The following is a 20,518-nucleotide window of genomic DNA, read 5'->3' as shown; positions in this document are numbered from 1 at the left end:
TGGGTCTCGGAGGTCCTTCTTGGTAGGCCCGACCTGGTTCCGCGTCCTCGCCGCGACAATGCCGGCTTCGCGGACCCCGGGGGCGGTCAGCACCCGGGCATTCCGTGCTCTCAGTGATTCACGGTCCTGAGGTGATTGATGCGACCGAGAATATCGGCCTTCAGCGTGTCAGGAGCCACTTCGGTGCAGGAGCGCTTCACCACGGAACGGATCACGCGTTCGAGATCATATTCCTCGGCGCATGCCGGGCACGCATCCAGGTGCTGCTTGATGTCCACGAGATCCTGCTGCGACAGCGCGCCGTCGAGGTACTCGTAGAGTCGCTCGATCCTCGAGTCGGCGCAGTCGCCGAGATTCCGGCAGTCGCTCATTTCGTCGTCTCCTGTTCCTTGGTCGTCGACGCCGCCGCTGTCTTCGCAGGGGCAGTATTTCCGTTTCCTGTGCTGGTACTGGTGCCCGAACCGCGTGCAGCGCCGAGTCCGCGCTCGTGTGCGTACTCGGAGAGGCTGTCGCGCAGCAGTTTGCGGCCGCGGTGCAGGCGGGACATCACGGTCCCGATGGGCGTGTTCATGATCTCCGCGATCTCCTTGTACGCGAAGCCCTCCACGTCGGAGAAATACACGGCGAGGCGGAAGTCCTCCGGAATGGACTGCAGCGCGCTCTTCACGTCCGAGTCGGGGAGATGATCGAGCGCCTCGACCTCGGCGGAGCGCAGGCCGCTGGAGGTGTGTTCGGCGGCCTTGGCGAGCTGCCAGTCCTCGATCGTGTCGGAGTGCGACTGCAACGGCTCACGCTGACGCTTCCGATACAGATTGATGTAGGTGTTCGTCAGGATCCGGTACAGCCATGCCTTGAGGTTGGTTCCCGGCTTGTACTGGTGGAAGGCGGAGAAGGCCTTGGTGTAGGCCTCCTGCACCAGATCCTCGGCGTCACTGGGGTTCCTCGCCATCCGCATCGCTGCGGAGTAGAGCTGGTCGACGTACTGCATCGCGTCGCGCTCGAACCTCGCCTTGCGATCGACGTCCGATTCCATCGAGACGTCGAGCTCGGCGTCTTCCGCCGGATTGCTGCCCACGGGTGCTGTTGTATTCATCGAGCTGAAGTCTACTCGGCCACGCTCCCCGCGGGCTGTGGCCCGATCGTGCTGAGGGCTCGTTGACAGCTGGAAGTCCGACCTCTCGATTGTCTCGGTACGTGTACCCGTCATCCGTTGTGTCACCTCTCCGCCGACCTGTTCGTCCTGTCCTTTCCAACCCCGGTGGCAGTTGGCTTATTCCGGTCCGCCACCTACTGGCCGTACTACCACGGGTCAGGTACCACTGGCCCGTGGAGCGAGGATCGCCCCGCATGAGCGGTCGTGCCAAACTAGAGTCGGCATGCTTCGTACAACACAACCGAGCCCGGCGCAGCTCGCCGGGAACCTGGAGGCAGTTATGACCCTTGTCCGTGTACTCGCCAGACCCCTCATCGCCGGCAGCTTCGTCCTCTCGGGTGTTGAGAGGCTCCGCAATGCCGGCACCACCGCGCCCCAGCTCAAGCCCGTCCTCGCCGGGGCCACCAAGGTGGTTCCCTCCCTCGGAGCAGTCACCGACAACGAGAAGCTCGTGGGCCAGGTGCTCGGGGCAACCCAGGTCGGGGCAGCCCTGCTGCTCGGCATCGGGCGTTTCTCGCGCCTGTCCGCGCTGCTGCTCACCATCACCGCGACGGTGAACACGATGGTGGACTACCGTGCGGCGGACGCCAAGACTCCCGAGGACAAGAAGGCCCGGCGTTCGCAGTTGCTGAAGAATCTCTCCCTCGTCGGCGCGGTCCTGCTGGCTGCCGTGGACACCAACGGTCGCCCGGGCGTCGCCTGGCGTGCCGGGCACCTGGCCTCGGGTGCCCGCAAGAACGTTGCAGGGGTGCGCAAGGACGCGCGCAAGCAGCTGAAGAAGGCCGACAAGGCCGTGCGGAAGACTGCATCCGACGTCGTCGGTTCCTAGCTCCGTGACGGCAGTATCAGGTGGGGGTCAGGATCTCTGGCCTGCCCCCCACCTGACTCGTCCCGTGGATGCGGAGGTCTCGATCCCGGGCTCCAAGTCACTGACGAACCGGTTCCTGATCCTCGCCGCGCTTGCCGATGGTCCGAGCATCATCAGAAGGCCGTTGGCCTCGCGGGACACCGCCCTGATGATCGATGCGCTACGGAGCCTCGGCGCGGTCGTCGAGGAGCTGCCGGCTGATTCGGGCTCCGTGCCGGATCTGCGCGTGCATCCCCTGGCACCGGACAGCGGGCCTGCGCCCCGCACCATCGACTGCGGCCTCGCCGGCACCGTCATGCGCTTCGTACCGCCACTGGCCGGGCTCGTCCCGGGCACCACGGTCTTCGACGGCGATCCGCATGCGCGCCGTCGTCCCATGGACAGCATCATCACCGCGCTGCGCGAACTCGGCCTGCACCTCGACGACGCCGGAGCGGGCAGCCTCCCCTTCTCGATCACGGGCGGCGGTGGCATCCGCGGCGGGCGGCTCGCGATCGACGCCTCGGCGTCCTCCCAGTTCGTCTCCGCGCTTCTGCTCGTGGGGGCACGCTTCACGGACGGCCTGCACCTCGAGCACGTCGGTGCCCCCGTTCCGAGCCTCGATCACATCCGGATGACCGTCGAGGTCCTGCGCGCCGTGGGTGTGGCGGTCGATGACTCCGTGCCGAACCACTGGCGAATCACACCCGGAAAGATCAACCCCTTCGACATCACGGTCGAGCCCGATCTCTCCAACGCCGGACCGTTCCTCGCTGCCGCCGTCGTGACCGGCGGAACCGTCAGGGTGCGTCACTGGCCGGGCACCACCACGCAGGTGGGCGACCGGTGGCGGAGCATCCTGCCGCTGCTGGGAGCCTCGGTGGACCTCGACGGCGACGTCCTCACCGTCTCGGGTGGCCCGACACTGCGCGGCGGCAGCTTCGCCGATACGTCGGAACTCGCACCCACCCTCGCGGCCCTGTGCGCGCTGGCGACGACGCCGTCGATGCTCACCGGCATCGCCCACCTGCGTGGCCACGAGACCGATCGGCTCGCGGCACTCGTCGCGGAGATCAACGGCCTCGGAGGCGACGCCGAGGAGACCGCCGACGGTCTGCTGATCCGGCCGGCAGCACTGCACGGAGGCGTCTTCCATACCTACGACGATCACCGGATGGCGACCGCCGGGGCCATTTTGGGGCTCGTGGTGGAGGGGGTCGAGGTGGAGAACATCGGCACCACCGCCAAGACCATGCCCGACTTCCCCGGGCGCTGGGCCGCCGTGACCGGCACGGCGCACCCGCTACGTCAGGCGGAGAACGCCTCGTCGGGTGCGGACGGCCTGCTGTGAGTGAGGTCGGCAATCGCCGTGGCTCACGGTCCTGGGACGAGTCCGACGTCCGTATCCGTCCCAACAAGAAGGGCTCGCGCCCCCGCACCAAGAATCGGCCCGCCTACGAGGACGCGGTCACCGGGCGGATCGTGACGGTGGACCGCGGCCGGTACACCGCGGTCGTCGAGGAGGACACCGCGCAGGAGCGGATCGTGATCGCCGCCCGCGCACGGGAGCTGCGCCGGGAGCCGGTGGTGGCCGGTGACCTGGTGGCTCTCGTGGGTGATCTCACCGGCGGGCCCGATTCGCTGGCGCGACTCGTGCGCATCCAGGAGCGACGGACCGTGCTGCGCCGCAGCGCGGATGACACCGATCCGGTGGAACGCGTGGTCGTGGCCAACGCCGACCAGCTGGTGATCGTCGTCGCCGCCGCCAATCCCGAGCCGCGGACCGGTTTCATCGACCGCGCACTCGTGGCAGCATACGACGCCGGGATCGACCCGCTGCTGTGCATCACGAAGGCCGATCTGCGGGATCCTGCCCCGCTGCTCGCGAACTACGAGCACCTGGATCTGCGCGTGATCATCAGCAGGACGGACGAGGGCACCGGGGTCGAGACCACCTCCGACGACGGCGACTCGGCACGGCTGTCCCACGGGGCGGTCGACGCGCTGCGCGCCGAACTGGACGGTCAGGTGAGCGTACTGCTCGGCCACTCGGGGGTAGGGAAGTCGACCATGGTCAACGCGCTCACAGGATCCACGCGCGCCACGGGAGGCGTGAACGCCGTGACGGGCAGGGGACGCCACACATCGTCGTCGGCCCTGGCCCTGAAGGCTGCCGATGCCGCGCCCGGGACCTGGATCATCGACACGCCGGGCATCAGGAGTTTCGGACTGGCTCACGTGGACCCCGACCGGATCCTGCAGGCCTTCCCGGACCTGGAACCGGGAACGGAACGCTGCGAGCGCGGCTGCCTCCATGACGTCAATGCCGTCAATTGCGGGCTGGACAGCTTCGTGGAGGAGGGACTCGCGGGCGAGTCCGGGCTGGTGCGCCTCGCGAGCCTGCGCAGACTGCTCGGAGCCGGCACCGCCGAGCTGCGCGGACAGGCCCATGAGGCCAAGGAGCTCGGACACCAGTAGCACCGGCTCGCCGGCGGGCGGATCGCTGGTAGAGTGAACAGCGTTGTTGTTTGCGCATTATGATTCTGAGCCTTGACCCTCCACCTGGAGTTCGACAGCTTGTGACGATAAGCGGGTAACGAACTTCACGATGTGCCCCGAACGTCGGGGCACTCAAGGCAAGGAGACACAGCATGGCTACTGGCACAGTGAAATGGTTCAACGCCGAAAAGGGCTTCGGCTTCATCGCTCCCGATGACGGCGGCGCCGACGTGTTCGCGCACTTCTCGGCGATCAACTCGAACGGCTACCGTTCCCTCGACGAGAACCAGAAGGTCGACTTCGAGACCACCCAGGGCCCCAAGGGTCCCCAGGCCGAGAACATCACCGTTCTCTAGTTCTCCCCTCTCCCCGCTCGATCGGGGAGAAGACAGGAAGCCACCGTGCGGCGTCAGCCCGCGGTGGCTTCCTGCTGTGCTGACTCGCCGCGCCGACGCGCAGGTTGCGGGAGTCGAGACGATAGGTTGATCGCTATGAGTTACACGCAGGGCTACAACGACGATCTCCGGCTCGCCCACATCATGGCCGACTCCGTGGACGACCAGACCATGTCCCGCTTCAGGTCGCTCGATCTGCGGGTGGAGACGAAACCGGATCTGAGTCCGGTGACCGATGCGGACAAGAGTGCCGAGAACGCGATCCGGGGCCAGCTCTCGCGGGCCAGGCCCCGCGACGCCGTCCTCGGCGAGGAATTCGGCAGCACCGGGGCGGGCTCGCGCCGGTGGGTGATCGATCCCATCGACGGGACCAAGAACTTCATCCGGGGTGTGCCCGTCTGGGCGACGCTGATCTCGTTGGTCGACGACGGACGACCCGTGGTCGGACTCGTCAGCGCCCCCGCCCTCGGCAAGCGCTGGTGGGCCGCCGAAGGAACGGGCGCCTACACCGGCAAGTCGCTCGCCGCCGCGCAGCGCCTGCGGGTCTCGAACATCTCCCGCCTCGCGGATGCCTCCCTGTCGTACTCGAGCCTGTCGGGCTGGCGGGAGCGCGGCGCCCTCGAGAGCTTCGTGGCGCTGACCGACCAGGTGTGGCGTACGCGCGCCTACGGCGACTTCTGGTCCTACTGCCTCGTGGCCGAAGGAGCCGTGGACATAGCGTGCGAACCGGACCTGAATCTGTACGACATGGCCGCGCTCGTTCCCATCGTCACGGAGGCCGGGGGCCGCTTCACCTCGCTCGACGGCGAGGACGGTCCCTTCGGGGGCAATGCGCTCGCGACCAACGGCGCCCTCCACAGCCAGGCGCTGCGGACTCTCAACCCCGACGTGGATGATCTGCTCTAGCTCCTCCCCCGCGCATTTCCGGCCGCACGCGTGAGCGGACCCCGCCTCGACGACGAGCGCCGTCGTACGCTGGCCCGGGCGTACCTGTCCGGGGCCGAGCGCTACGACCGCGTCCGCCCTTCCTATCCCGCCGGGATCGTCGACTGGCTGATCCCCGCCGGCGCCGTGCATGCGGCCGATGTCGGCGCCGGTACGGGAATCCTCACGGACCTCCTGGTGGAGCGTGGACTGCAGGTGAGCGCCGTGGATCCCTCTCAGGACATGCTGGGCGTGCTCGCCCGCCGGCTCCCCGAGGTGCCCGTGACCGTCGGCACTGCGGAGGAGTCCTGCCTGCCCGAGTCCTCCGCCGACCTGCTCACCCTCGCGCAGACCTGGCACTGGATCGACCAGCCCGCTGCGGCCGCCGAGGCAGCACGCGTCCTGCGGCCGGGTGGCCGGCTCGCCGTGGTCTGGAATCAGCTGGACGTCTCACACCACTGGGTCCACCGGCTCTCGCGCATCATGCACGCGGGCGACGTCTTTTCGCCGGAGTACCGGCCCGATTTCGGCCCACGTTTCGGACGCACGGAGGAGCTGCTGGTCCGCTGGAGGCAGCAACTGGCCGTGCCCGACGTCGTCGAGCTCGCCCGCTCCCGCAGCTACTACCGGCGGGCGTCCGATGCCCTGCGGACCAGGGTGGAGGCAAATCTCTGGTGGTATCTCACCGAGTACCTGGCCTTCGCGCCGGATGCCACCGTAAGCATCCCCTACTACACCCACGCCTGGCGCGCATCGAGGACATGAGTCGCCGCTCCAGACGTTGCTATATTTAGGCATGCCTAAAAATTCGCGACGCCGAGTCCTCCGGCTGCTCGTGGGCCTCCTGGGCATCCTGGCACTGGTCCCGGGATGCGCAGCACCCGCGCCACCCGGGGACCAGGATGATCGACCGCTGGTCCTGACGACCTTCTCGGTCCTCGCCGATCTGGCCGATCAGGTGGGCGGCGGACACGTACGCGTCGAGTCGATCACGAAGGTCGGGGCGGAGGTCCACGGCTACGAGCCCACGCCGTCGGATCTCGTCAGGGCCCAGGGCGCTGATCTGATCCTCGACAACGGGCTGGGACTCGAACGCTGGTTCGAGCGATTCCTGAACTCGGTCGACGCCCCGCACGTGGTGCTGTCCGAGGGTGTGGAGCCGGTGGACATCCGATCCGGTGACTACTCGGGGCTGCCCAACCCGCACGCCTGGATGTCACCCGTGGCCGCGCAGGTCTACGTCGACAACATCGTCGCAGCCCTCTCCGACCTCGATCCCGGGCACTCCGCGGACTACGAGCGGAACGGTGACCGGCTGAACGCCGAGCTCGACGACATCACCACGGGCTTCCACGCCGACCTGGCAGCGGCCGAAGCGAACGCCCTGGTCACCTGCGAGGGCGCATTCTCCTACCTGGCCCGGGACCTCGGACTCCAGGAGGCGTTCATCTGGCCGGTCAACTCCGACGCCGAGGGGACCCCCCGCCAGATCAGGAGCGTCATCGACTTCGTCATGGAGCACGAGGTACCCACCGTCTTCTGCGAGTCGACCATCAACCCCTCGGCCCAGGAACAGGTTGCCGAAGCCACCGGGGCAACCCTGGGCGGCACGCTCTACGTCGACTCCCTCTCCGAGGCGGACGGACCGGTTCCGGGCTTCCTCGACCTCATCCGCCACGACCTGCGCGTCATCACCGAAGGGCTCGCCGCGTGACCATGATGTCCACCCAACAGTCGGCTCCCGTGCTTCAGGTCGATCACCTCGGCGTCACCTACGGGCACGTCCGCGCACTGGACGACGTCAGCATCGCGCTGGCGCCCGGCAGGATCTGCGCACTGATCGGCGTGAACGGCTCGGGGAAATCCACCCTCTTCAAGGCACTGATGGGACTCGTCGCACCCGACGCCGGCGAGGTGTCGCTGTTCGGCCTGCCGACCACGCAGGCTCGGAAGCGCCAGCTCGTGGCGTACATGCCGCAGACCGAGGACGTCGACTGGACCTTCCCGGTCTCGGTGGCGGACGTCGTCGCGATGGGTCTCTACGGACGGCTGGGACTCACGCGACGACTGCGCGCCGCCGACCGCAGTGCCGTCGACGACGCACTCGAGCGGGTCGGTCTGGCCGAGCTGCGTCGTCGGCAGATCGGCCAGCTCTCGGGAGGCCAGCGCAAACGCGTGTTCATCGCCCGGAGCATCGCCCAGGACGCACGGCTGCTCCTGCTCGACGAACCGTTCGCCGGCGTGGACAGAACGAGTGAGAGCACCATGATCGACCTGCTCAAGACCCTGCGGAACGAGGGCCGTTCCGTCCTGGTCTCCACCCATGACCTCGCGGGAGCGCCGGCGCTGAGCGACGAGGCCATCCTGCTGCACGGCAGCGTGCTCGCCCACGGCGATCCCACGGAGGTCCTGACCCCGCAGAATCTCGCGCTGGCCTTCGGCCAGGCGGTAGCACCCACCTCCGGCGAAGGAGACTCCTGACATGGACCTCGTGGCCTTTTTCCTGGAACCCCTGCAGTACGGGTTCCTCACGCGTGCGCTCGCCGTCACCGTCGCCGCCGCCGTCGTGGCCGCCGTGCTGTCCTGCTGGCTCATCCTGATGGGCTTCTCCCTCATGGGCGACGCCGTCTCGCACGCCGTCCTGCCCGGGGTCGCCCTCGCGTACATCGTGGGGCTGCCCTTCTCCATCGGTGCCTTCGTCTTCGGCGCCGGGGCCGTGGCTCTCATCGGGGTGGTCCGCTCGACCACCAGGCTGAAGGCGGACACCGTGATCGGGGTGGTCTTCACCGCCCTCTTCGCCTCCGGACTGGCGATCGTCTCGGCGACGCCGTCCCAGATCGATCTCATGCACATCCTCTTCGGCAACGTCCTCGGCGTCTCGACGGGCGAGGTCTGGCAGGTGCTGGTCCTCGGAGCGCTCACGCTGGCCGTCCTGCTGCTGAAGCGACGCGATCTCACGCTGCTGGCCTTCGACCGCACGCATGCGCACGTGATCGGGATCAACACGCGCCGCCTCTCGGCGCTCCTGCTCGGCCTCCTCGCACTGACCGTCGTCGTCGGGCTCCAGGCGGTGGGCATCATCCTGGTCGTCGCCATGCTCGTCACCCCCGGCGCCACCGCGTTCCTGCTCACGCGCAGCTTCGATCGCATGCTCGTCATGTCGGTCTCCCTCACCGTGATCGCGTCCGTGGCCGGTATCTACGCCAGTTACTACCTCGACATCTCCACCGGCGCCGCGGTGGTCCTGTGCCAGGCGCTCGTGTTCACCGTGGTGTACCTCGTGGCCCGCCCTGACGGCCTGCTCTGGCAGCTCGCACGACGCCGACGCTCGACGCGTGGCGGACGCGAGGGTGCCCCGGCACGAACCGGGAGCGCAGCCGACGCCGTCCTGTCCCAGGACGCATGATGGCGACCCGGCGCGGCAATGTGCTGAGCATCGAGTCGACGAGCGTCCAGGACTACGTGAAGGTCCTCTACACCTCGACCGAGTGGCACGGCGGGGCCATCACCGCCAGCCATCTGGCCACGCGCCTGTCCGTCGCGAACTCCTCCGTCACGGGTATGGTGGCCAAGCTCGTGGAGCTGGGGCTGGCCGATCACCGCAAGTACGGTCCGATCAGCCTGACCCCCGCCGGGCTCAGGCTCGCGCTGGCCATGGTCCGGCGGCACCGGCTCATCGAGACCTTCCTCGTCCGGGAACTCGGCTACGGCTGGGACGAGGTCCACGATGAGGCCGAACTGCTCGAACACTCCGTCTCCGCAGCGTTCATCGAGCGCCTGGCAGCGAAGCTGGACCACCCGTCACGGGACCCGCACGGGGATCCGATCCCCACCCGCGAGGGCACCGTCCACTACCCGGCGGCGCTCCGCCTCGATTCCCTGGACGAGGGCCACACGGGTACGCTCGCCCGTGTGAGCGATGACGATCCCGGCGTCCTGCGCTTCCTCGACCGGCACGGGATCGCGCTCGACGACGAGCTCCTGCTCGGCCGGCGCGGCGCGGGATCCGCGCTGGAACTGCACGTCGGAGCAGCAACCACTCCCCTGCCCATCGACGGCATGCTCGCCGCCGCGCTCTGGATCGAGAGCAGCACGCCCCACCCCGGCTGCACCGTCGAGGATGGCCGAGCCGAGCGCGGTTCGATCAGCCCGACTCGTGTCGCTGACGCATCCGCTCCTAGACTGAGCCCGTAGCTGCAACTGTCGCCGTCCCCCGGAACCGGAGCCATCCCCATGACCTCTCTCGGCCTTGAGGAGGAGTACCTGCTCCTCGAACCGGACTCCGGACTGCCGGCCCACCATGCCGCGGAAGTCCAGGAGCTGCTCGAGGCAGAACCGGGAATCACCCCGGAGGAGATCCAGCGGGAGCTGCTGTCCTGCCAGATCGAGACCGCGACGCCGGTCTGCGAGACGCTGCCGGACGCGCAGGCGGCACTGCTCAACTTCCGCCGCACGCTCCAGCGCGCGGCGTCCCGGGTCCAGAGCATCGCCGCCGCGACCGCCACCGCTCCCTGGATCCGTCAGGACTACCCGGAGCTGACCGACAAACAGCGCTACGAGGACCTGCGGGTGAGCGCACCGGGCATCGTCGGCGACCAGTTCGTCAACGGACTGCACGTCCACGTGGGAATACCGGACCAGGACAGCGGGATCCAGGCCCTGAACCGGATCCGACCCTGGATCCCGCTGCTGACCGCCCTCAGCGTGAACTCGCCCTACTGGATGGGCAGGGACAGCGGCTTCGGCAGCTGGCGTGTGATCCACTACCGCCGCTGGGCCGTCCAGGGGATCCCGCCGGTGTTCGCCGACGTGGCCGACTACGAACGCCGGATCACCAGACTGAGTGGTACCGGTGCCATCCTGGACCGCGGAGTGCTCACCTGGGTGGCCCGCCTCTCGGACAACTTCCCCACCCTCGAACTCCGTGCCTGCGACGTGCAGCTTCAGGCCCAGGACGCCGTGCTCCTCGGCGCACTCACCCGTGCCCTCGTGGTCACGGCTCTGCGCGAGGCCGAAGCGGATGCACCACTGCTGGACCCGGATCCCGAACTGCTGGATGCCGCGCTGTGGCAGGCGGCCAGGGACGGGCTGAACCACCATCTCGTGGACCTCGCGACGGCGGAACCCGTTCCCGCCGGGCACCTCCTCCGGACGTTCCTGGACCATGTGGGGCCGGCGCTCGAGTCCGAGGGCGACGTCGATCGCGTGCAGGCGGGACTCGCGACCGTTGCCGAGCGCGGTACCGGATCCGAGCGCCAGCGCCGGGCACTGCGCGACGGCGGCATCGACGCCCTGTTGTCCCTGTATCGGGACACGTTCACGCAGGAAGCCTGACGAAGTACACGTCGCGCACGCCCGAACCCGCTTACCGCTGGCGGCTGTCGCGTCGCAGGAGCCCGACGATGATGCACAGCAGTCCGAGCAGCAGCGGGAGCAGGGTGTAGAGGGTGTGGGTGCCGCCGAGGTAGCTCATGACGAAGATGAAGACGAAGGTTCCGCCGACCAGGACCCAGCCGAGCACGATCAGGGCGCGACCGCGCTTCGGTGGCGGTAGCGGCGGGAGCCACGACGGCGGCCTGTCTGTCCAGCTCATGGGCCAAGTGTAGTTCGCGGCGCAGGACGCCCCGGGGCTGATTCGTCACCGACAACGAAGCGCCCCACCGGGGACCGGTGAGGCGCTTCGGGTGATTCGTGGAGATGGCGGGAATTGAACCCGCGTCCGATGCAGTGTTGTCAGGGCTTCTCCGTGCGCAGTTCGCGTCGGTTTTTCTCGGCTCCAGCCATCGTGCGAACGAGTGGCTGCCGAGCCCAGTTGTATAAGAGTCCCCCCGATCCCTACAATGAGGATCGGGAGCAGTGGCCCTCTGAATGACGCCAGGGTCCGGGGCGAGAGCAAACCCGGTCTGACGGACTAGCTAGGCTGCTTAGGCAGCGAGAGCGAAGTCAGTGCGCTTTTGTTCGGCACTTATTGTTTTACAAGGAGCGTTTACGAGATAACCCTGTATCCTCGGCACGCTTCCCCTGTCGCGACCAACATCGTCGAAACCTGTCATCCCCATGTTCAGTTATCAAGTGATACCTGGGCCGCCGCGCGTATCGCGAGGTCGACTGTACCATTCTAGCGCACATCGCGTCGTGGTGAAGAACCCTCACGCACCGAGATTCTTCTCGCGCATGGCGCGCAGTGCCTCCCGGTTGTCCTGCTTCTCCCGGAGGGTCTGGCGCTTGTCGTAGTCGCGCTTGCCCCGCGCCACGGCGAGCTCCACTTTCGCCCGACCGTTGAGGAAGTAGAGCTGCAGCGGAACGAGGGTGAAGCCGGATTCCTTGATCTTCTGCGAGATCTTGGTGAGTTCCTCGCGGTGCAGCAGCAGCTTGCGCCGCCGCCGTGCGGCGTGGTTCGTCCAACTGCCCTGTGAGTACTCGGAGATGTGGATGCCCTCGAGCCAGAGCTCGTCGTTGTAGAAGACCGCATAGCCGTCGATCAGCGAGGCACGCCCGGCCCGCAGGGACTTCACCTCGGTGCCCATCAGGGCTATACCCGCCTCATAGGTATCGAGCACGGCGTAGTCGTGGAAGGCCTTCCGATTCGTGGCCACCACTTTCCGGCCACTTTCCTTCGGCACGGCGGAGCTCCTTCTTCACTACTGCTGCGGAGGGGGAACCGCTGGAGGACAGTACTCTCCATTCTACGACGTGGTGCACGCGGAGCGCCTCGGGGGTGCTTCCCTGCCGACTCCGGAGGGAGGTGGGACGCTCGTGTGCGTCGTCCCTGCCGAGATGCAGCGCTCGGCAGTGCCGAAGCCGGAGCTCAGCTGTTCCCGGCGTCGTTGCGGTTGTCGGTCCGCCACCGGATGCCGGCGTCGATGAAGTCGTCGATCTCGCCGTCGAAGACCGCCGAGGTATTGCCCACCTCGTGGTTCGTCCGGAGGTCCTTGACCATTTGGTAGGGGTTGAGCACGTAGGAGCGCATCTGGTCTCCCCAGGACGCCTTCACGTCTCCCGCGAGCGCCTTCTTCTCGGCGTCCTCCTGTTCCTTCTTCAGGAGCAGGAGCCTGGACTGCAGCACGCGCATCGCCGCGGCCCGGTTCTGGATCTGCGATTTCTCGTTCTGCATGGAGACCACGACGCCGGTGGGCAGGTGGGTGAGCCTGACGGCGGAGTCGGTGGTGTTGACGGACTGTCCGCCGGGTCCGGAGGAGCGGAAGACGTCGACGCGGATCTCGTTGTCCGGCACCTCGATGACGTCGGTCTGCTCGATGAGCGGGATCACTTCCACGGCGGCGAAGGAGGTCTGCCGACGGCCCTGGTTGTCGAAGGGGCTGATCCGCACGAGTCGGTGCGTGCCCGCCTCCACGGAGAGGGTGCCGAACGCGTACGGCGCCTTGACCTCGAACGTCGCCGACTTGAGGCCGGCCTCCTCGGCGTAGGAGGTGTCGAGGATCGCGGTGGGGTAGCCGTGGCGTTCCGCCCAGCGGAGATACATGCGCAGGAGCATCTCGGCGAAATCGGCGGCGTCCACTCCCCCGGCGCCCGAGCGGATGGTGACGACGGCCTCGCGCTCGTCCCACTCGCCGGCCAGCAGCGTCACGATCTCGAGCTCGTCGAGCGCCTTGCCGAGCGTGACGAGTTCCCGTTCCGCCTCGGCGAGGGAGTCCTCGTCCGCCTCGTCCTCGCCGAGTTCGACGAGGACCTCCAGGTCGTCGATCCGGCTCTCCAGGGTCTCGAGCCGCTCCAGTGCCGACTGACGGTGCGAGAGTTTCGAGGTCACCTTCTGCGCAGCGGCCGGGTCGTCCCAGAGGTCGGGAGCACCGGCTTCCTGGCTGAGCTCCTCGATGTCCTTGCGGATCCCCTCGACATCCGAGACCTGCTCGATGGACTGGTACTGGGCGCGGAGGGCGCGGATCTCCGCGGGAAAATCGGTGGTTGCCATGGTGGTTCCAGCCTACGTCATCGCCGTACAGGGGCCTCGAGGAGCAGGCGGCTCACCGGACCAGCTGGGCACGGGCGTCAGCCCGGGCAAGGATCGGGATGCCGTCGGGGACGAGGAAGTTGACGATCGGGGGATGGACGACGGCGCTCAGGACCACCCTCGCGGTCCGGCCGTCGGGAGCACCGGTGGCCGGGTCGATCGACAGCTGGTCGAACCGGGCGGCAGCCCCGGTCGAGGCGAGATAGCCCGCCGTGGATCGTTCCACGCCGGCGCCCTCGAGGACCGGCAGGGGCGCCGTCGTGCCACCTCCCGCCGCGCTCCCACCTCCGACGTCGATGCTGTAGTCGTCCGCGGCCGCCAGCGCTGCGCCATCGGCGACCGAGAGCAGCTTCCTGTGGTCGATGTAGACGCTCGTCACCGCGAGGACGACCGTGACGACGAGCAGCGAGATCAGCAGATAGCCGATGACCAGGACCGCCACCTGCCCGTCGTCGTCGTGCGGTGGCGGCGCAGCTGTCCCAGGCGTCGCCTTCTGCCGCTCCGAGGACGTCGTCACCCGTACCGCTCCACGATCTGCGTTGCGGCGGCGTCCACCGTCGCTGCTGCCGGCGAGGAACCGGCGGTGGCGGGCATGAGGGGCAACGGGACCTCCAGCCGGACGACGACGCTCACGAGGGAACCGGGCGCGAGGCACTGGGCGCTGCAGGAAATCTCCATCGCAGCCTGATCCTGGCTGAAGCCGAAATCCGACAGGGCGATACGGACCGCTTCCCGAGCTCGTTCCTCCCCCTGTGCCGGCGTCGCCGCATCGACGTAGACCTTGGCAGCCTGGTCCGCAGCTCCGACGACGGCGAAGGAACCGCCCTGGAGCTGGGCGACCGTGAGGACCAGGTAGACGACAGGAATCAGGAGCAGCACGCCGAGGAACACGAACTCCACGACGGCACTGCCCCGCTCGCGGTCGTCTGCTTCGTGTCTGCCGGCGCGGGATCCGATCGTCGATGGACCCGGACCCGCCGACCGGGCGATCGTCCGCGCGCGTGTTCGTGCGTGTGTCCGCACATGCGGCCTCGCGAGCGCGCCGAGGAGCAGCGTCCGCTCAGGATGCCAACGCGGCATGACCGCGGACCTCCAGCAGCCCGGCGGGGCCGATCAGACCGATGACGGGTAGCGGAGCACGAACCACCACTTCGAGGGTTCTGACACCGGCGACCGTACTCTCACCCACCGAGACGTCGGAGCCGTAGGAGTCGGCGAGTGAGCCTTCGATGAGTTCCCGGGCGCGGCCGATCGCGTCCTCCGGATCGCGATCCGCCAGGGTGCCGTAGCGGGCTCCCGATGCGGCTGCGTCGATGAGGGTGTTCCGCACGTGCAGGACGAGGGTCAGCTGGATGACGGCGATGAAGATGACCGTCAGCAGCCCACCGACGAGGGCGAAGTCGACCACGGCAGCGCCGCGCTCGGCGTCCCCGGAGCGCTCGTCCGGCCCCCCTGACACCGCCCGCCTGAGCCGGACCACGCTAGGGCGAGACCTGGTCGATCGCCTGATTGAACAGTCCCTCCAGTGCCGGACCGGCAATGGCCAGGAGTGCGGCCACGAGTACCGCGGACATGAGCGTGATCATCACCCAGCCGGGCACATCTCCACGCTCGGGATCGTCCGTCCCTCGCTGTGGGCCCGTCAGGGCGCTCAGCCGGCCCAGGACCGAGGTCACAGCTGTCAGGAGCATCAGACTGCTACGAGTGGTGGTGGTCAGTATTCTCATGAGGGTACCCCCTGGTGTCGGATCGGTTGTCGGTGTGGGTAGGTGGCAGGTGTACATCAGAAACCGAGATTGATCAGCGCGATACCCGGGTACACGGCGAAGAGAACAGTGAGGGGAAGCACTCCGAAGACCAGTGGGACCATCATGGCGATCTCCTTCTTCCCTGCGGATTCCATCAGCTCGCGCTTGGCGAGATCACGCACGTCCTGCGCCTGGGCGCGGAGAACATCCGCAAGGGGCGTCCCTCGCTGCACGGCGACCGTGATGCCGTCGACGAACCGTGCCAGCGGGGCCAGACGTGTCCGGTGGGAGAAGTGCTGCAGAGCCTCCGCCAGGGGCGTGCCCGCCCGGGTGGCTGCCAGCACCAGGACGAACTCCTCGGCGAGTTCGCCCTTCGCCGTTCTGCTGATCCGCTCGAGCGCCCCCGTCGTGCTCTCCCCCGCCGACACGGCCAGGGCCATAAGCTCCGCCAGGCTGGGAAATTGTGCCAGCATGCGGGCCTCGCGCCGCTTGATGTCCACGGAGAGGACATAGTCCCTCCCCACGAAGCCCAGGACGGCACACACGACGATGATCACGACCGCGAAAGGAACGCTGACGGATCCCGAGGCTGCGAGGAGGAGCATGATGAGCGTCGAGGTCGCCAGTGCTGCTGCGGCCCAGAGCAGTTGCTGTGCCCTGAAGTCCGTCGTCGACTGGTTCCTCCCGGCCTGTGCCAGCCGACGGGTGAGCGCTGCGGTTGCCGGGTTGAAGCGGTGGGACCAAGCGACGGCGTCCGTGAGGACCGGACGGATGATGCGCTCCAGGGGCCCGAACGGCGTGACATTCGCCGGACTATCCGCCAGGAGCCGGGATCTCACGTCCACGGCGCGAAGCTGCGGTGAGACGCGCGTTGTCAGGGATGTCGATCGCATCATCGGCAGGCGCACGACGGCGATCCACAGGCCTGATCCGAGAACGACCCCGCAGAGGGCCGCGAGTGCCAGGACGGGGCTCATCGCAGAACCCGCTGGTCCTCGGGCAGCGCTCCCACGCGCAGCATGACGCGATAGCAGAGTACCGAGATGAGCAGTCCGCCCAGGAGCACGGCCACGCCGCCGGCCGTGTTGTACGCGCGGACGGCTTCGGGTCGTGTGGAGAGCAGCAGGAGCACGAACCAGGGAGCGGCGACCGCCAGCCGGGCGGCGTTGACGGTCCACGACTGCCGCGCCTCGAGCTCACTGCGGGTGCGGGCCGCGTCGCGCAGGAACTCCGACAGAGTGCCGAGCAGGCGCCCGAGGTCCGAGCCACCGACTTCCCTCGTGAGGCGGAGCGCTTCGACGATGCGGTCGGCCACAGGATCTGCGAGACGCTCCTTCAGCTGACCGAGTGCGTCGTCGAAGCGGCCGCCGGCCCTGTAATCGGAACCGAACCCCTGGAAGGCGGGTCGCAGCTCCACCGGCCCCTTCTCCCCGAGTTGGATGAGTGCCTCCGGAAGCGAGAGCCCTGCGCGGATGGCTGAGCGGAGGTGGTCCACGACCTCCGGCCACAGCTCGCGCAGCGAGGCCGTGCGTCGCGCAGCACGCCATCTGACGATCGAGAGGGGCAGGAGAGCGCCGAAGAGCCCGAAGCACAGGGCGATGGGCGCTGATCCGGTCAGGACGAAACCGAGCAGCAGGACCAGGACGCCCACAGCCGCACAGGAGGCGAGCAGCCCGCTCGGCGAGACCCGCTCCACCCCGGCACGCAGCAGAAGCTCTGCGATGGGCGCGCGTCGAGCCCTTCGGACGCGCTGACTACTCGAACGCTCCCAGAACGACCACCAGATGAGCACCAGGCCCATTCCGAGCAGGACCCCCAGTGCGGTACTCATGCGCCCGCGCCCAACAGGGAAGCGATGTCGACGCCGGCTGCGGCGAACTTGTCCTCGGCGGGCATTGCGCTGGCTGCGAGCTGCAGCGCGCCGTCCCTGCGACTGAAGACGTCCGAGGACTCGATCACGCCGTTCTCCACGCGCCGACCGAGTGCCATGATCTCCATGACCCGGCGCTGGCCACCGGGCAGCCGGGCGCAGTGCACCACGAGATCAATGCAGGATGCCACTGTCGGTACGACGAAGCCGCTCGAGATGTTGTCGCCGGCGAGCAGGGGCAAGGTGCAGATCTTCGTGATCGCATCGTGCGCACTGTTGGCGTGGACACTGCACATCCCCGGTAGGCCGCTGTTCAGTGCGATCAGCATGTCGAGGGTCTCCGCCTCGCGTACCTCCCCGACGATCAGACGATCGGGGCGCATCCGCAGGGCCTCCTTGACGAGTCGCCGCAACGGGATCTCGCCGTGTCCCTCGAGGTTCGGCTGCCGACACTGGAGCCCCACGACGTCGCGCAGCGGCAGTTGCAGCTCGAAGATCTCCTCCACCGTGATGACGCGTTCCCTCGGGCCTATCGCCGCTCCGAGGCAATTGAGCATGGTCGTCTTGCCCGCCTGCGTGGCGCCGGACACCAGGATGTTGAGCCCACTGGCAACAGCGACCCCGAGGAATCGCGCCGCCTGCGGAGACAGGGTACCGAGCTCGACGAGGTGTTCCAGTCTCGAGGCACGAGCGATGAACTTCCTGATATTGACGGACCAGTGCTTCCGGGTGACCTCGGGGATGACCACATGCAGTCTGGACCCGTCCGGAAGAGAGGCGTCGACGAAAGGCGAGGAGACATCGAGACGACGCCCCGAGGATTTCAGCATCTTCTCCACCAGATCGCGTACCTGCTGATCGCTGAAGGAGAGCGCGGTCAACTCGGACTCCCCATCGCGTGCAACATAGACCTGGGACGGGGCGTTGATCCAGATCTCCTCGATGGAGGGGTCGTCCAGCAGTGGCTGCAGCGCACCGAACCCGGCGACCGCGTCGTAGATCTGCTTGCGCGCCGTGTCGAGTCTGCCGATCGGCGGCAGCACGCCGAGGACCGAGCGGTCCTCGTAGTCCGCCACCACGTCGCTCACGAGCAACTGCACCTCGGCAGCCTGCAGGGCAGGGTCAAGTCCGCGCCTGCGGATCAGTTCCCGCACCTCGTCCTCGATCATGCGCACTGCGTCCATCACTACTCCCGCGTGCCCGACACCCTCGTCGGCGTACCAGCGGAACCACTGCGGTTCACACCGGATTTCACCCTACTGAAAGCAGTCCTGCCCGAGAAGGGAAACCGGAATATGTGAGTAGTACCGTTCCGGACGCGAAGTAGTCCTCCACAGGGGCGACACGCAAAGGGAGTCGCCGGTTACTCGCAGGTTTAACCCAGCATTCCTGTCTCTCTTACGAAACTCTCGTTATGGAGATATCGGATATGTAGTCTGCACGGGATTCATTAGCTGGCTGACGCCCGGATTCTGCTGGAGAAACCCGTGACCTTGCCCTCCCCTGCCCGGCTTCTGTGCGCCGCTCTACTGTCCTTCGGTCTCATAGGCAGTGCGGTCCCCGCAGTAGCACTCGATGCAACCCCGACTCCCTCACCCACGACGGCGACGCCGACCGCACCGCCGGTCGCCCCCGCTCCTTCCGGCCCCGCCGACCCGGCGCAGCCGGCACCTGCCACGGGGGACGTTCCGACGACGCCGGAGGCGCAGCCGACCCGAACGGCGCCGACCCAAACAGTGCCGGCCCAAACAGTGCCGACGCAAGCCGCACCGAAAGAGTCCGCCGAGCCCAAGCCTGCAGCGGAAGAGATCACCTCCTTCGTCCCGGATCTGGACTGGAACCCACTCGACGATCCCGACTCCAATGCCCGCTACGGCGAACACTACGTGGACGCCCCCGCGAAGACGTCGGCAGCGCCGTCGAGCCCTGACGGAAGCGGAGGAACAGCGGCGCTCGCGCCTCGAACGGGTACGTTCAAGGTCACACTGGTCAGTGTGCAACTGTCGGGGAAGACGGTTGCCGATACCGATGCGATCAACATGACGGCGGCGCGCAACTCCATTGTGAGCGCCAGCCAGTACTGGAACTCCTCCTCAGCCGGCCGGCTGTCCCTCTCGAAGGTGAACGAGTTCCGGCACAAGTCCGCAGCAAAGATCACGGACTCCTACGGCACCATCATGAAAACTGTCTCGGACGAGCTGAAGTGGCAGTACCGCCCCTACGAAGCGCTGATCATCTTCGTCCCCCACGCAGAACTGAACTACAACGGCTCCTGGGGAATCCTCGGCGGCGGCTTCACCGACGGCGCCACGAGCGGCCGCGTCATCATGCCGTACCCTTCCGCGCTGACCAACAACGTGGTCACCCACGAGTTCGGCCACGTCCTCGGACTGCATCACGCGAATTCGCTCGCCTGCAGCAACGGACGCTCGGATGTGCCGCAGGCCGGAGGTACCTGGACGGACAAGGAGTGCTACTCGGCGGAGTACAGCGACACCTCCGACCTGATGGGGTACGCCCAGGTGAGCTCACCGCGCATCAACGCCTTCATGTGGGAATACGGCGGCTTCGGCAACGGGAAGGAGATCCGGAATCTCGGCACGCCGTCCGCGTCGACGCGGGTCGATCTCAAGGCGTGGGCGGGAACCGCAGCAGGACGCGCCGCCAAGTTCACCGATCCGGTCAGCAAGGACGTCTACTATCTCGAGGCGCGGCTCCCGGTCGGCTATGACGGCCCGACGGCGGTCGGCGGCAACCGGGGCGTGAAGATCACCAAGAAGGACATCCTCGGATGGGACGACAACGCCTCGGTAGCGCTGACGCCCAACTCCCGGATCTCCGGGTGGGGGAACACCTCGCTCACCTGGCAGCAGGGTCAGACCTTCACTACTCACGCGGGGACCAAGGTCCGGATCGACTCCGTGACCTCGGCAGGTGCCACAGTCACCGTGACTCCGAAGGTGACGACGGCGGTTGTGCCGAAGCCTCCTGTGGTTCCGAAGCCTCCTGTGGTTCCGAAGCCGGTTCCTGTGGTGCTTGACAGGTCGTTGATGGTCGTCAATGCCGGGGATTTCAACGGTAATGGCACCGATGATCTGATCTCTCGGCGTACC

The 20,518-nt window shown here is 67.5% G+C and carries 24 protein-coding genes and 1 other RNA gene; 12 read left to right on the top strand and 13 right to left on the bottom strand.

The window, feature by feature from the left end:
- Positions 1-110: 110 nt before the first annotated feature.
- Together rsrA and E8P82_RS09095 are read right to left on the bottom strand one after the other, a co-directional pair.
- Complete coding sequence (gene rsrA, locus E8P82_RS09100; protein WP_136454198.1) at positions 111-371, bottom strand: mycothiol system anti-sigma-R factor; 261 nt, start codon at positions 369-371, stop codon at positions 111-113.
- Positions 368-1,207, bottom strand: coding sequence for a sigma-70 family RNA polymerase sigma factor (locus E8P82_RS09095; RefSeq protein WP_425456019.1), 840 nt, complete (start codon positions 1,205-1,207; stop codon positions 368-370). Before E8P82_RS09095 ends, rsrA begins: the two co-directional genes overlap by 4 nt.
- A 169-nt stretch (positions 1,208-1,376) precedes the next feature.
- Here E8P82_RS09095 and E8P82_RS09090 point away from each other — a divergent pair, with 169 nt between their 5' ends.
- The 11 genes from E8P82_RS09090 to E8P82_RS09040 all read left to right on the top strand — a co-directional run bounded on the left by E8P82_RS09090 (position 1,377) and on the right by E8P82_RS09040 (position 11,152).
- Positions 1,377-1,982 (top strand): DoxX family protein, encoded by a 606-nt coding sequence (locus E8P82_RS09090; RefSeq protein WP_425456018.1) that lies wholly within the window; start codon positions 1,377-1,379, stop codon positions 1,980-1,982.
- A gap of 4 nt (positions 1,983-1,986) precedes the next feature.
- Positions 1,987-3,351 carry a 3-phosphoshikimate 1-carboxyvinyltransferase gene (gene aroA / locus E8P82_RS09085; RefSeq protein WP_246021170.1) on the top strand — a complete coding sequence of 455 codons (1,365 nt, stop codon included), beginning with the start codon at positions 1,987-1,989 and terminating at the stop codon, positions 3,349-3,351.
- Positions 3,348-4,478: a ribosome small subunit-dependent GTPase A gene (rsgA, locus tag E8P82_RS09080; RefSeq protein WP_136454195.1), complete on the top strand. Its 1,131-nt coding sequence runs from the start codon at positions 3,348-3,350 to the stop codon at positions 4,476-4,478. Before aroA ends, rsgA begins: the two co-directional genes overlap by 4 nt.
- A gap of 173 nt (positions 4,479-4,651) precedes the next feature.
- Positions 4,652-4,855 carry a cold-shock protein gene (locus E8P82_RS09075; protein ID WP_136454193.1) on the top strand — a complete coding sequence of 68 codons (204 nt, stop codon included), beginning with the start codon at positions 4,652-4,654 and terminating at the stop codon, positions 4,853-4,855.
- Positions 4,856-4,990: 135 nt separating this feature from the next.
- A complete protein-coding gene (gene hisN / locus E8P82_RS09070; protein ID WP_136454191.1) occupies positions 4,991-5,800 on the top strand; it encodes a histidinol-phosphatase in 810 nt (269 codons plus the stop codon).
- A gap of 30 nt (positions 5,801-5,830) precedes the next feature.
- Entirely contained in the window at positions 5,831-6,583 is a 753-nt protein-coding gene (locus E8P82_RS09065) for a class I SAM-dependent methyltransferase (protein ID WP_136454190.1), read from the top strand.
- 31 nt (positions 6,584-6,614) lie between these two features.
- Positions 6,615-7,532, top strand: a complete 918-nt coding sequence (locus E8P82_RS09060) for a metal ABC transporter substrate-binding protein (protein ID WP_136454188.1) — start codon at positions 6,615-6,617, stop codon at positions 7,530-7,532.
- A gap of 5 nt (positions 7,533-7,537) precedes the next feature.
- Entirely contained in the window at positions 7,538-8,299 is a 762-nt protein-coding gene (locus E8P82_RS09055; RefSeq protein WP_136454513.1) for a metal ABC transporter ATP-binding protein, read from the top strand.
- Between the two features lies 1 nt (position 8,300).
- A complete protein-coding gene (locus E8P82_RS09050; protein ID WP_136454187.1) occupies positions 8,301-9,224 on the top strand; it encodes a metal ABC transporter permease in 924 nt (307 codons plus the stop codon).
- Complete coding sequence (locus E8P82_RS09045) at positions 9,221-10,012, top strand: metal-dependent transcriptional regulator (protein WP_246021168.1); 792 nt, start codon at positions 9,221-9,223, stop codon at positions 10,010-10,012. The genes E8P82_RS09050 and E8P82_RS09045 overlap by 4 nt, the downstream gene beginning before the upstream one ends.
- A gap of 39 nt (positions 10,013-10,051) precedes the next feature.
- A complete protein-coding gene (locus tag E8P82_RS09040; protein WP_136454185.1) occupies positions 10,052-11,152 on the top strand; it encodes a carboxylate-amine ligase in 1,101 nt (366 codons plus the stop codon).
- A gap of 31 nt (positions 11,153-11,183) precedes the next feature.
- Here E8P82_RS09040 and E8P82_RS09035 read toward each other — a convergent pair whose 3' ends face one another.
- The 11 genes from E8P82_RS09035 to E8P82_RS08985 form a co-directional block, all read right to left on the bottom strand.
- Positions 11,184-11,411, bottom strand: coding sequence for a hypothetical protein (locus tag E8P82_RS09035; protein ID WP_136454184.1), 228 nt, complete (start codon positions 11,409-11,411; stop codon positions 11,184-11,186).
- A gap of 96 nt (positions 11,412-11,507) precedes the next feature.
- Positions 11,508-11,875: a transfer-messenger RNA gene (gene ssrA, locus E8P82_RS09030) on the bottom strand.
- Between the two features lie 92 nt (positions 11,876-11,967).
- Positions 11,968-12,441 carry an SsrA-binding protein SmpB gene (gene smpB, locus E8P82_RS09025; protein ID WP_136454182.1) on the bottom strand — a complete coding sequence of 158 codons (474 nt, stop codon included), beginning with the start codon at positions 12,439-12,441 and terminating at the stop codon, positions 11,968-11,970.
- 185 nt (positions 12,442-12,626) lie between these two features.
- Complete coding sequence (gene prfB / locus E8P82_RS09020; RefSeq protein ID WP_136454180.1) at positions 12,627-13,748, bottom strand: peptide chain release factor 2; 1,122 nt, start codon at positions 13,746-13,748, stop codon at positions 12,627-12,629.
- A 52-nt stretch (positions 13,749-13,800) separates the two neighbouring features.
- Positions 13,801-14,304 (bottom strand): pilus assembly protein TadG-related protein, encoded by a 504-nt coding sequence (locus E8P82_RS09015; RefSeq protein ID WP_342773232.1) that lies wholly within the window; start codon positions 14,302-14,304, stop codon positions 13,801-13,803.
- Positions 14,301-14,867, bottom strand: coding sequence for a hypothetical protein (locus E8P82_RS09010; protein ID WP_246021166.1), 567 nt, complete (start codon positions 14,865-14,867; stop codon positions 14,301-14,303). The genes E8P82_RS09015 and E8P82_RS09010 overlap by 4 nt, the downstream gene beginning before the upstream one ends.
- Positions 14,848-15,246: a TadE family protein gene (locus tag E8P82_RS09005; RefSeq protein WP_246021164.1), complete on the bottom strand. Its 399-nt coding sequence runs from the start codon at positions 15,244-15,246 to the stop codon at positions 14,848-14,850. The genes E8P82_RS09010 and E8P82_RS09005 overlap by 20 nt, the downstream gene beginning before the upstream one ends.
- 22 nt (positions 15,247-15,268) lie before the next feature.
- On the bottom strand, positions 15,269-15,514 hold the full coding sequence (locus tag E8P82_RS09000) for a hypothetical protein (RefSeq protein WP_136454179.1): 246 nt from the start codon (positions 15,512-15,514) through the stop codon (positions 15,269-15,271).
- Between the two features lie 56 nt (positions 15,515-15,570).
- Complete coding sequence (locus E8P82_RS08995; RefSeq protein ID WP_136454177.1) at positions 15,571-16,512, bottom strand: type II secretion system F family protein; 942 nt, start codon at positions 16,510-16,512, stop codon at positions 15,571-15,573.
- Positions 16,509-17,366, bottom strand: coding sequence for a type II secretion system F family protein (locus E8P82_RS08990; RefSeq protein ID WP_136454176.1), 858 nt, complete (start codon positions 17,364-17,366; stop codon positions 16,509-16,511). The genes E8P82_RS08995 and E8P82_RS08990 overlap by 4 nt, the downstream gene beginning before the upstream one ends.
- Positions 17,363-18,589, bottom strand: coding sequence for a TadA family conjugal transfer-associated ATPase (locus E8P82_RS08985; RefSeq protein ID WP_136454174.1), 1,227 nt, complete (start codon positions 18,587-18,589; stop codon positions 17,363-17,365). Before E8P82_RS08985 ends, E8P82_RS08990 begins: the two co-directional genes overlap by 4 nt.
- A 567-nt stretch (positions 18,590-19,156) precedes the next feature.
- Between E8P82_RS08985 and E8P82_RS08980 the strand changes: the two genes are divergently transcribed.
- Positions 19,157-20,518 (top strand): zinc metalloprotease (locus E8P82_RS08980; RefSeq protein WP_246021162.1); only part of this gene is annotated, 1,362 nt, incomplete at its 3' end.

Source organism: Arthrobacter echini (genome assembly GCF_004803505.1).
In the GTDB taxonomy this organism is placed as follows: domain Bacteria; phylum Actinomycetota; class Actinomycetes; order Actinomycetales; family Micrococcaceae; genus Arthrobacter_D; species Arthrobacter_D echini.
The sequence above is the reverse complement of the archived record's forward strand: the minus strand, read 5'-3'. Positions and strand labels throughout refer to the sequence as shown.

Coding starts and splice junctions, on each gene's coding strand:
- rsrA (WP_136454198.1), bottom strand. CDS start 371: ATGAGCGACTGCCGGAATCTCGGCGACTGCGCCGACTCGAGGATCGAG.
- E8P82_RS09095 (WP_425456019.1), bottom strand. CDS start 1,207: ATGACGGGTACACGTACCGAGACAATCGAGAGGTCGGACTTCCAGCTG.
- E8P82_RS09090 (WP_425456018.1), top strand. CDS start 1,377: ATGCTTCGTACAACACAACCGAGCCCGGCGCAGCTCGCCGGGAACCTG.
- E8P82_RS09075 (WP_136454193.1), top strand. CDS start 4,652: ATGGCTACTGGCACAGTGAAATGGTTCAACGCCGAAAAGGGCTTCGGC.
- hisN (WP_136454191.1), top strand. CDS start 4,991: ATGAGTTACACGCAGGGCTACAACGACGATCTCCGGCTCGCCCACATC.
- E8P82_RS09060 (WP_136454188.1), top strand. CDS start 6,615: ATGCCTAAAAATTCGCGACGCCGAGTCCTCCGGCTGCTCGTGGGCCTC.
- E8P82_RS09055 (WP_136454513.1), top strand. CDS start 7,538: ATGTCCACCCAACAGTCGGCTCCCGTGCTTCAGGTCGATCACCTCGGC.
- E8P82_RS09050 (WP_136454187.1), top strand. CDS start 8,301: ATGGACCTCGTGGCCTTTTTCCTGGAACCCCTGCAGTACGGGTTCCTC.
- E8P82_RS09045 (WP_246021168.1), top strand. CDS start 9,221: ATGATGGCGACCCGGCGCGGCAATGTGCTGAGCATCGAGTCGACGAGC.
- E8P82_RS09040 (WP_136454185.1), top strand. CDS start 10,052: ATGACCTCTCTCGGCCTTGAGGAGGAGTACCTGCTCCTCGAACCGGAC.
- E8P82_RS09035 (WP_136454184.1), bottom strand. CDS start 11,411: ATGAGCTGGACAGACAGGCCGCCGTCGTGGCTCCCGCCGCTACCGCCA.
- prfB (WP_136454180.1), bottom strand. CDS start 13,748: ATGGCAACCACCGATTTTCCCGCGGAGATCCGCGCCCTCCGCGCCCAG.
- E8P82_RS09010 (WP_246021166.1), bottom strand. CDS start 14,867: ATGCCGCGTTGGCATCCTGAGCGGACGCTGCTCCTCGGCGCGCTCGCG.
- E8P82_RS09000 (WP_136454179.1), bottom strand. CDS start 15,514: ATGAGAATACTGACCACCACCACTCGTAGCAGTCTGATGCTCCTGACA.
- E8P82_RS08995 (WP_136454177.1), bottom strand. CDS start 16,512: ATGAGCCCCGTCCTGGCACTCGCGGCCCTCTGCGGGGTCGTTCTCGGA.
- E8P82_RS08990 (WP_136454176.1), bottom strand. CDS start 17,366: ATGAGTACCGCACTGGGGGTCCTGCTCGGAATGGGCCTGGTGCTCATC.
- E8P82_RS08985 (WP_136454174.1), bottom strand. CDS start 18,589: ATGGACGCAGTGCGCATGATCGAGGACGAGGTGCGGGAACTGATCCGC.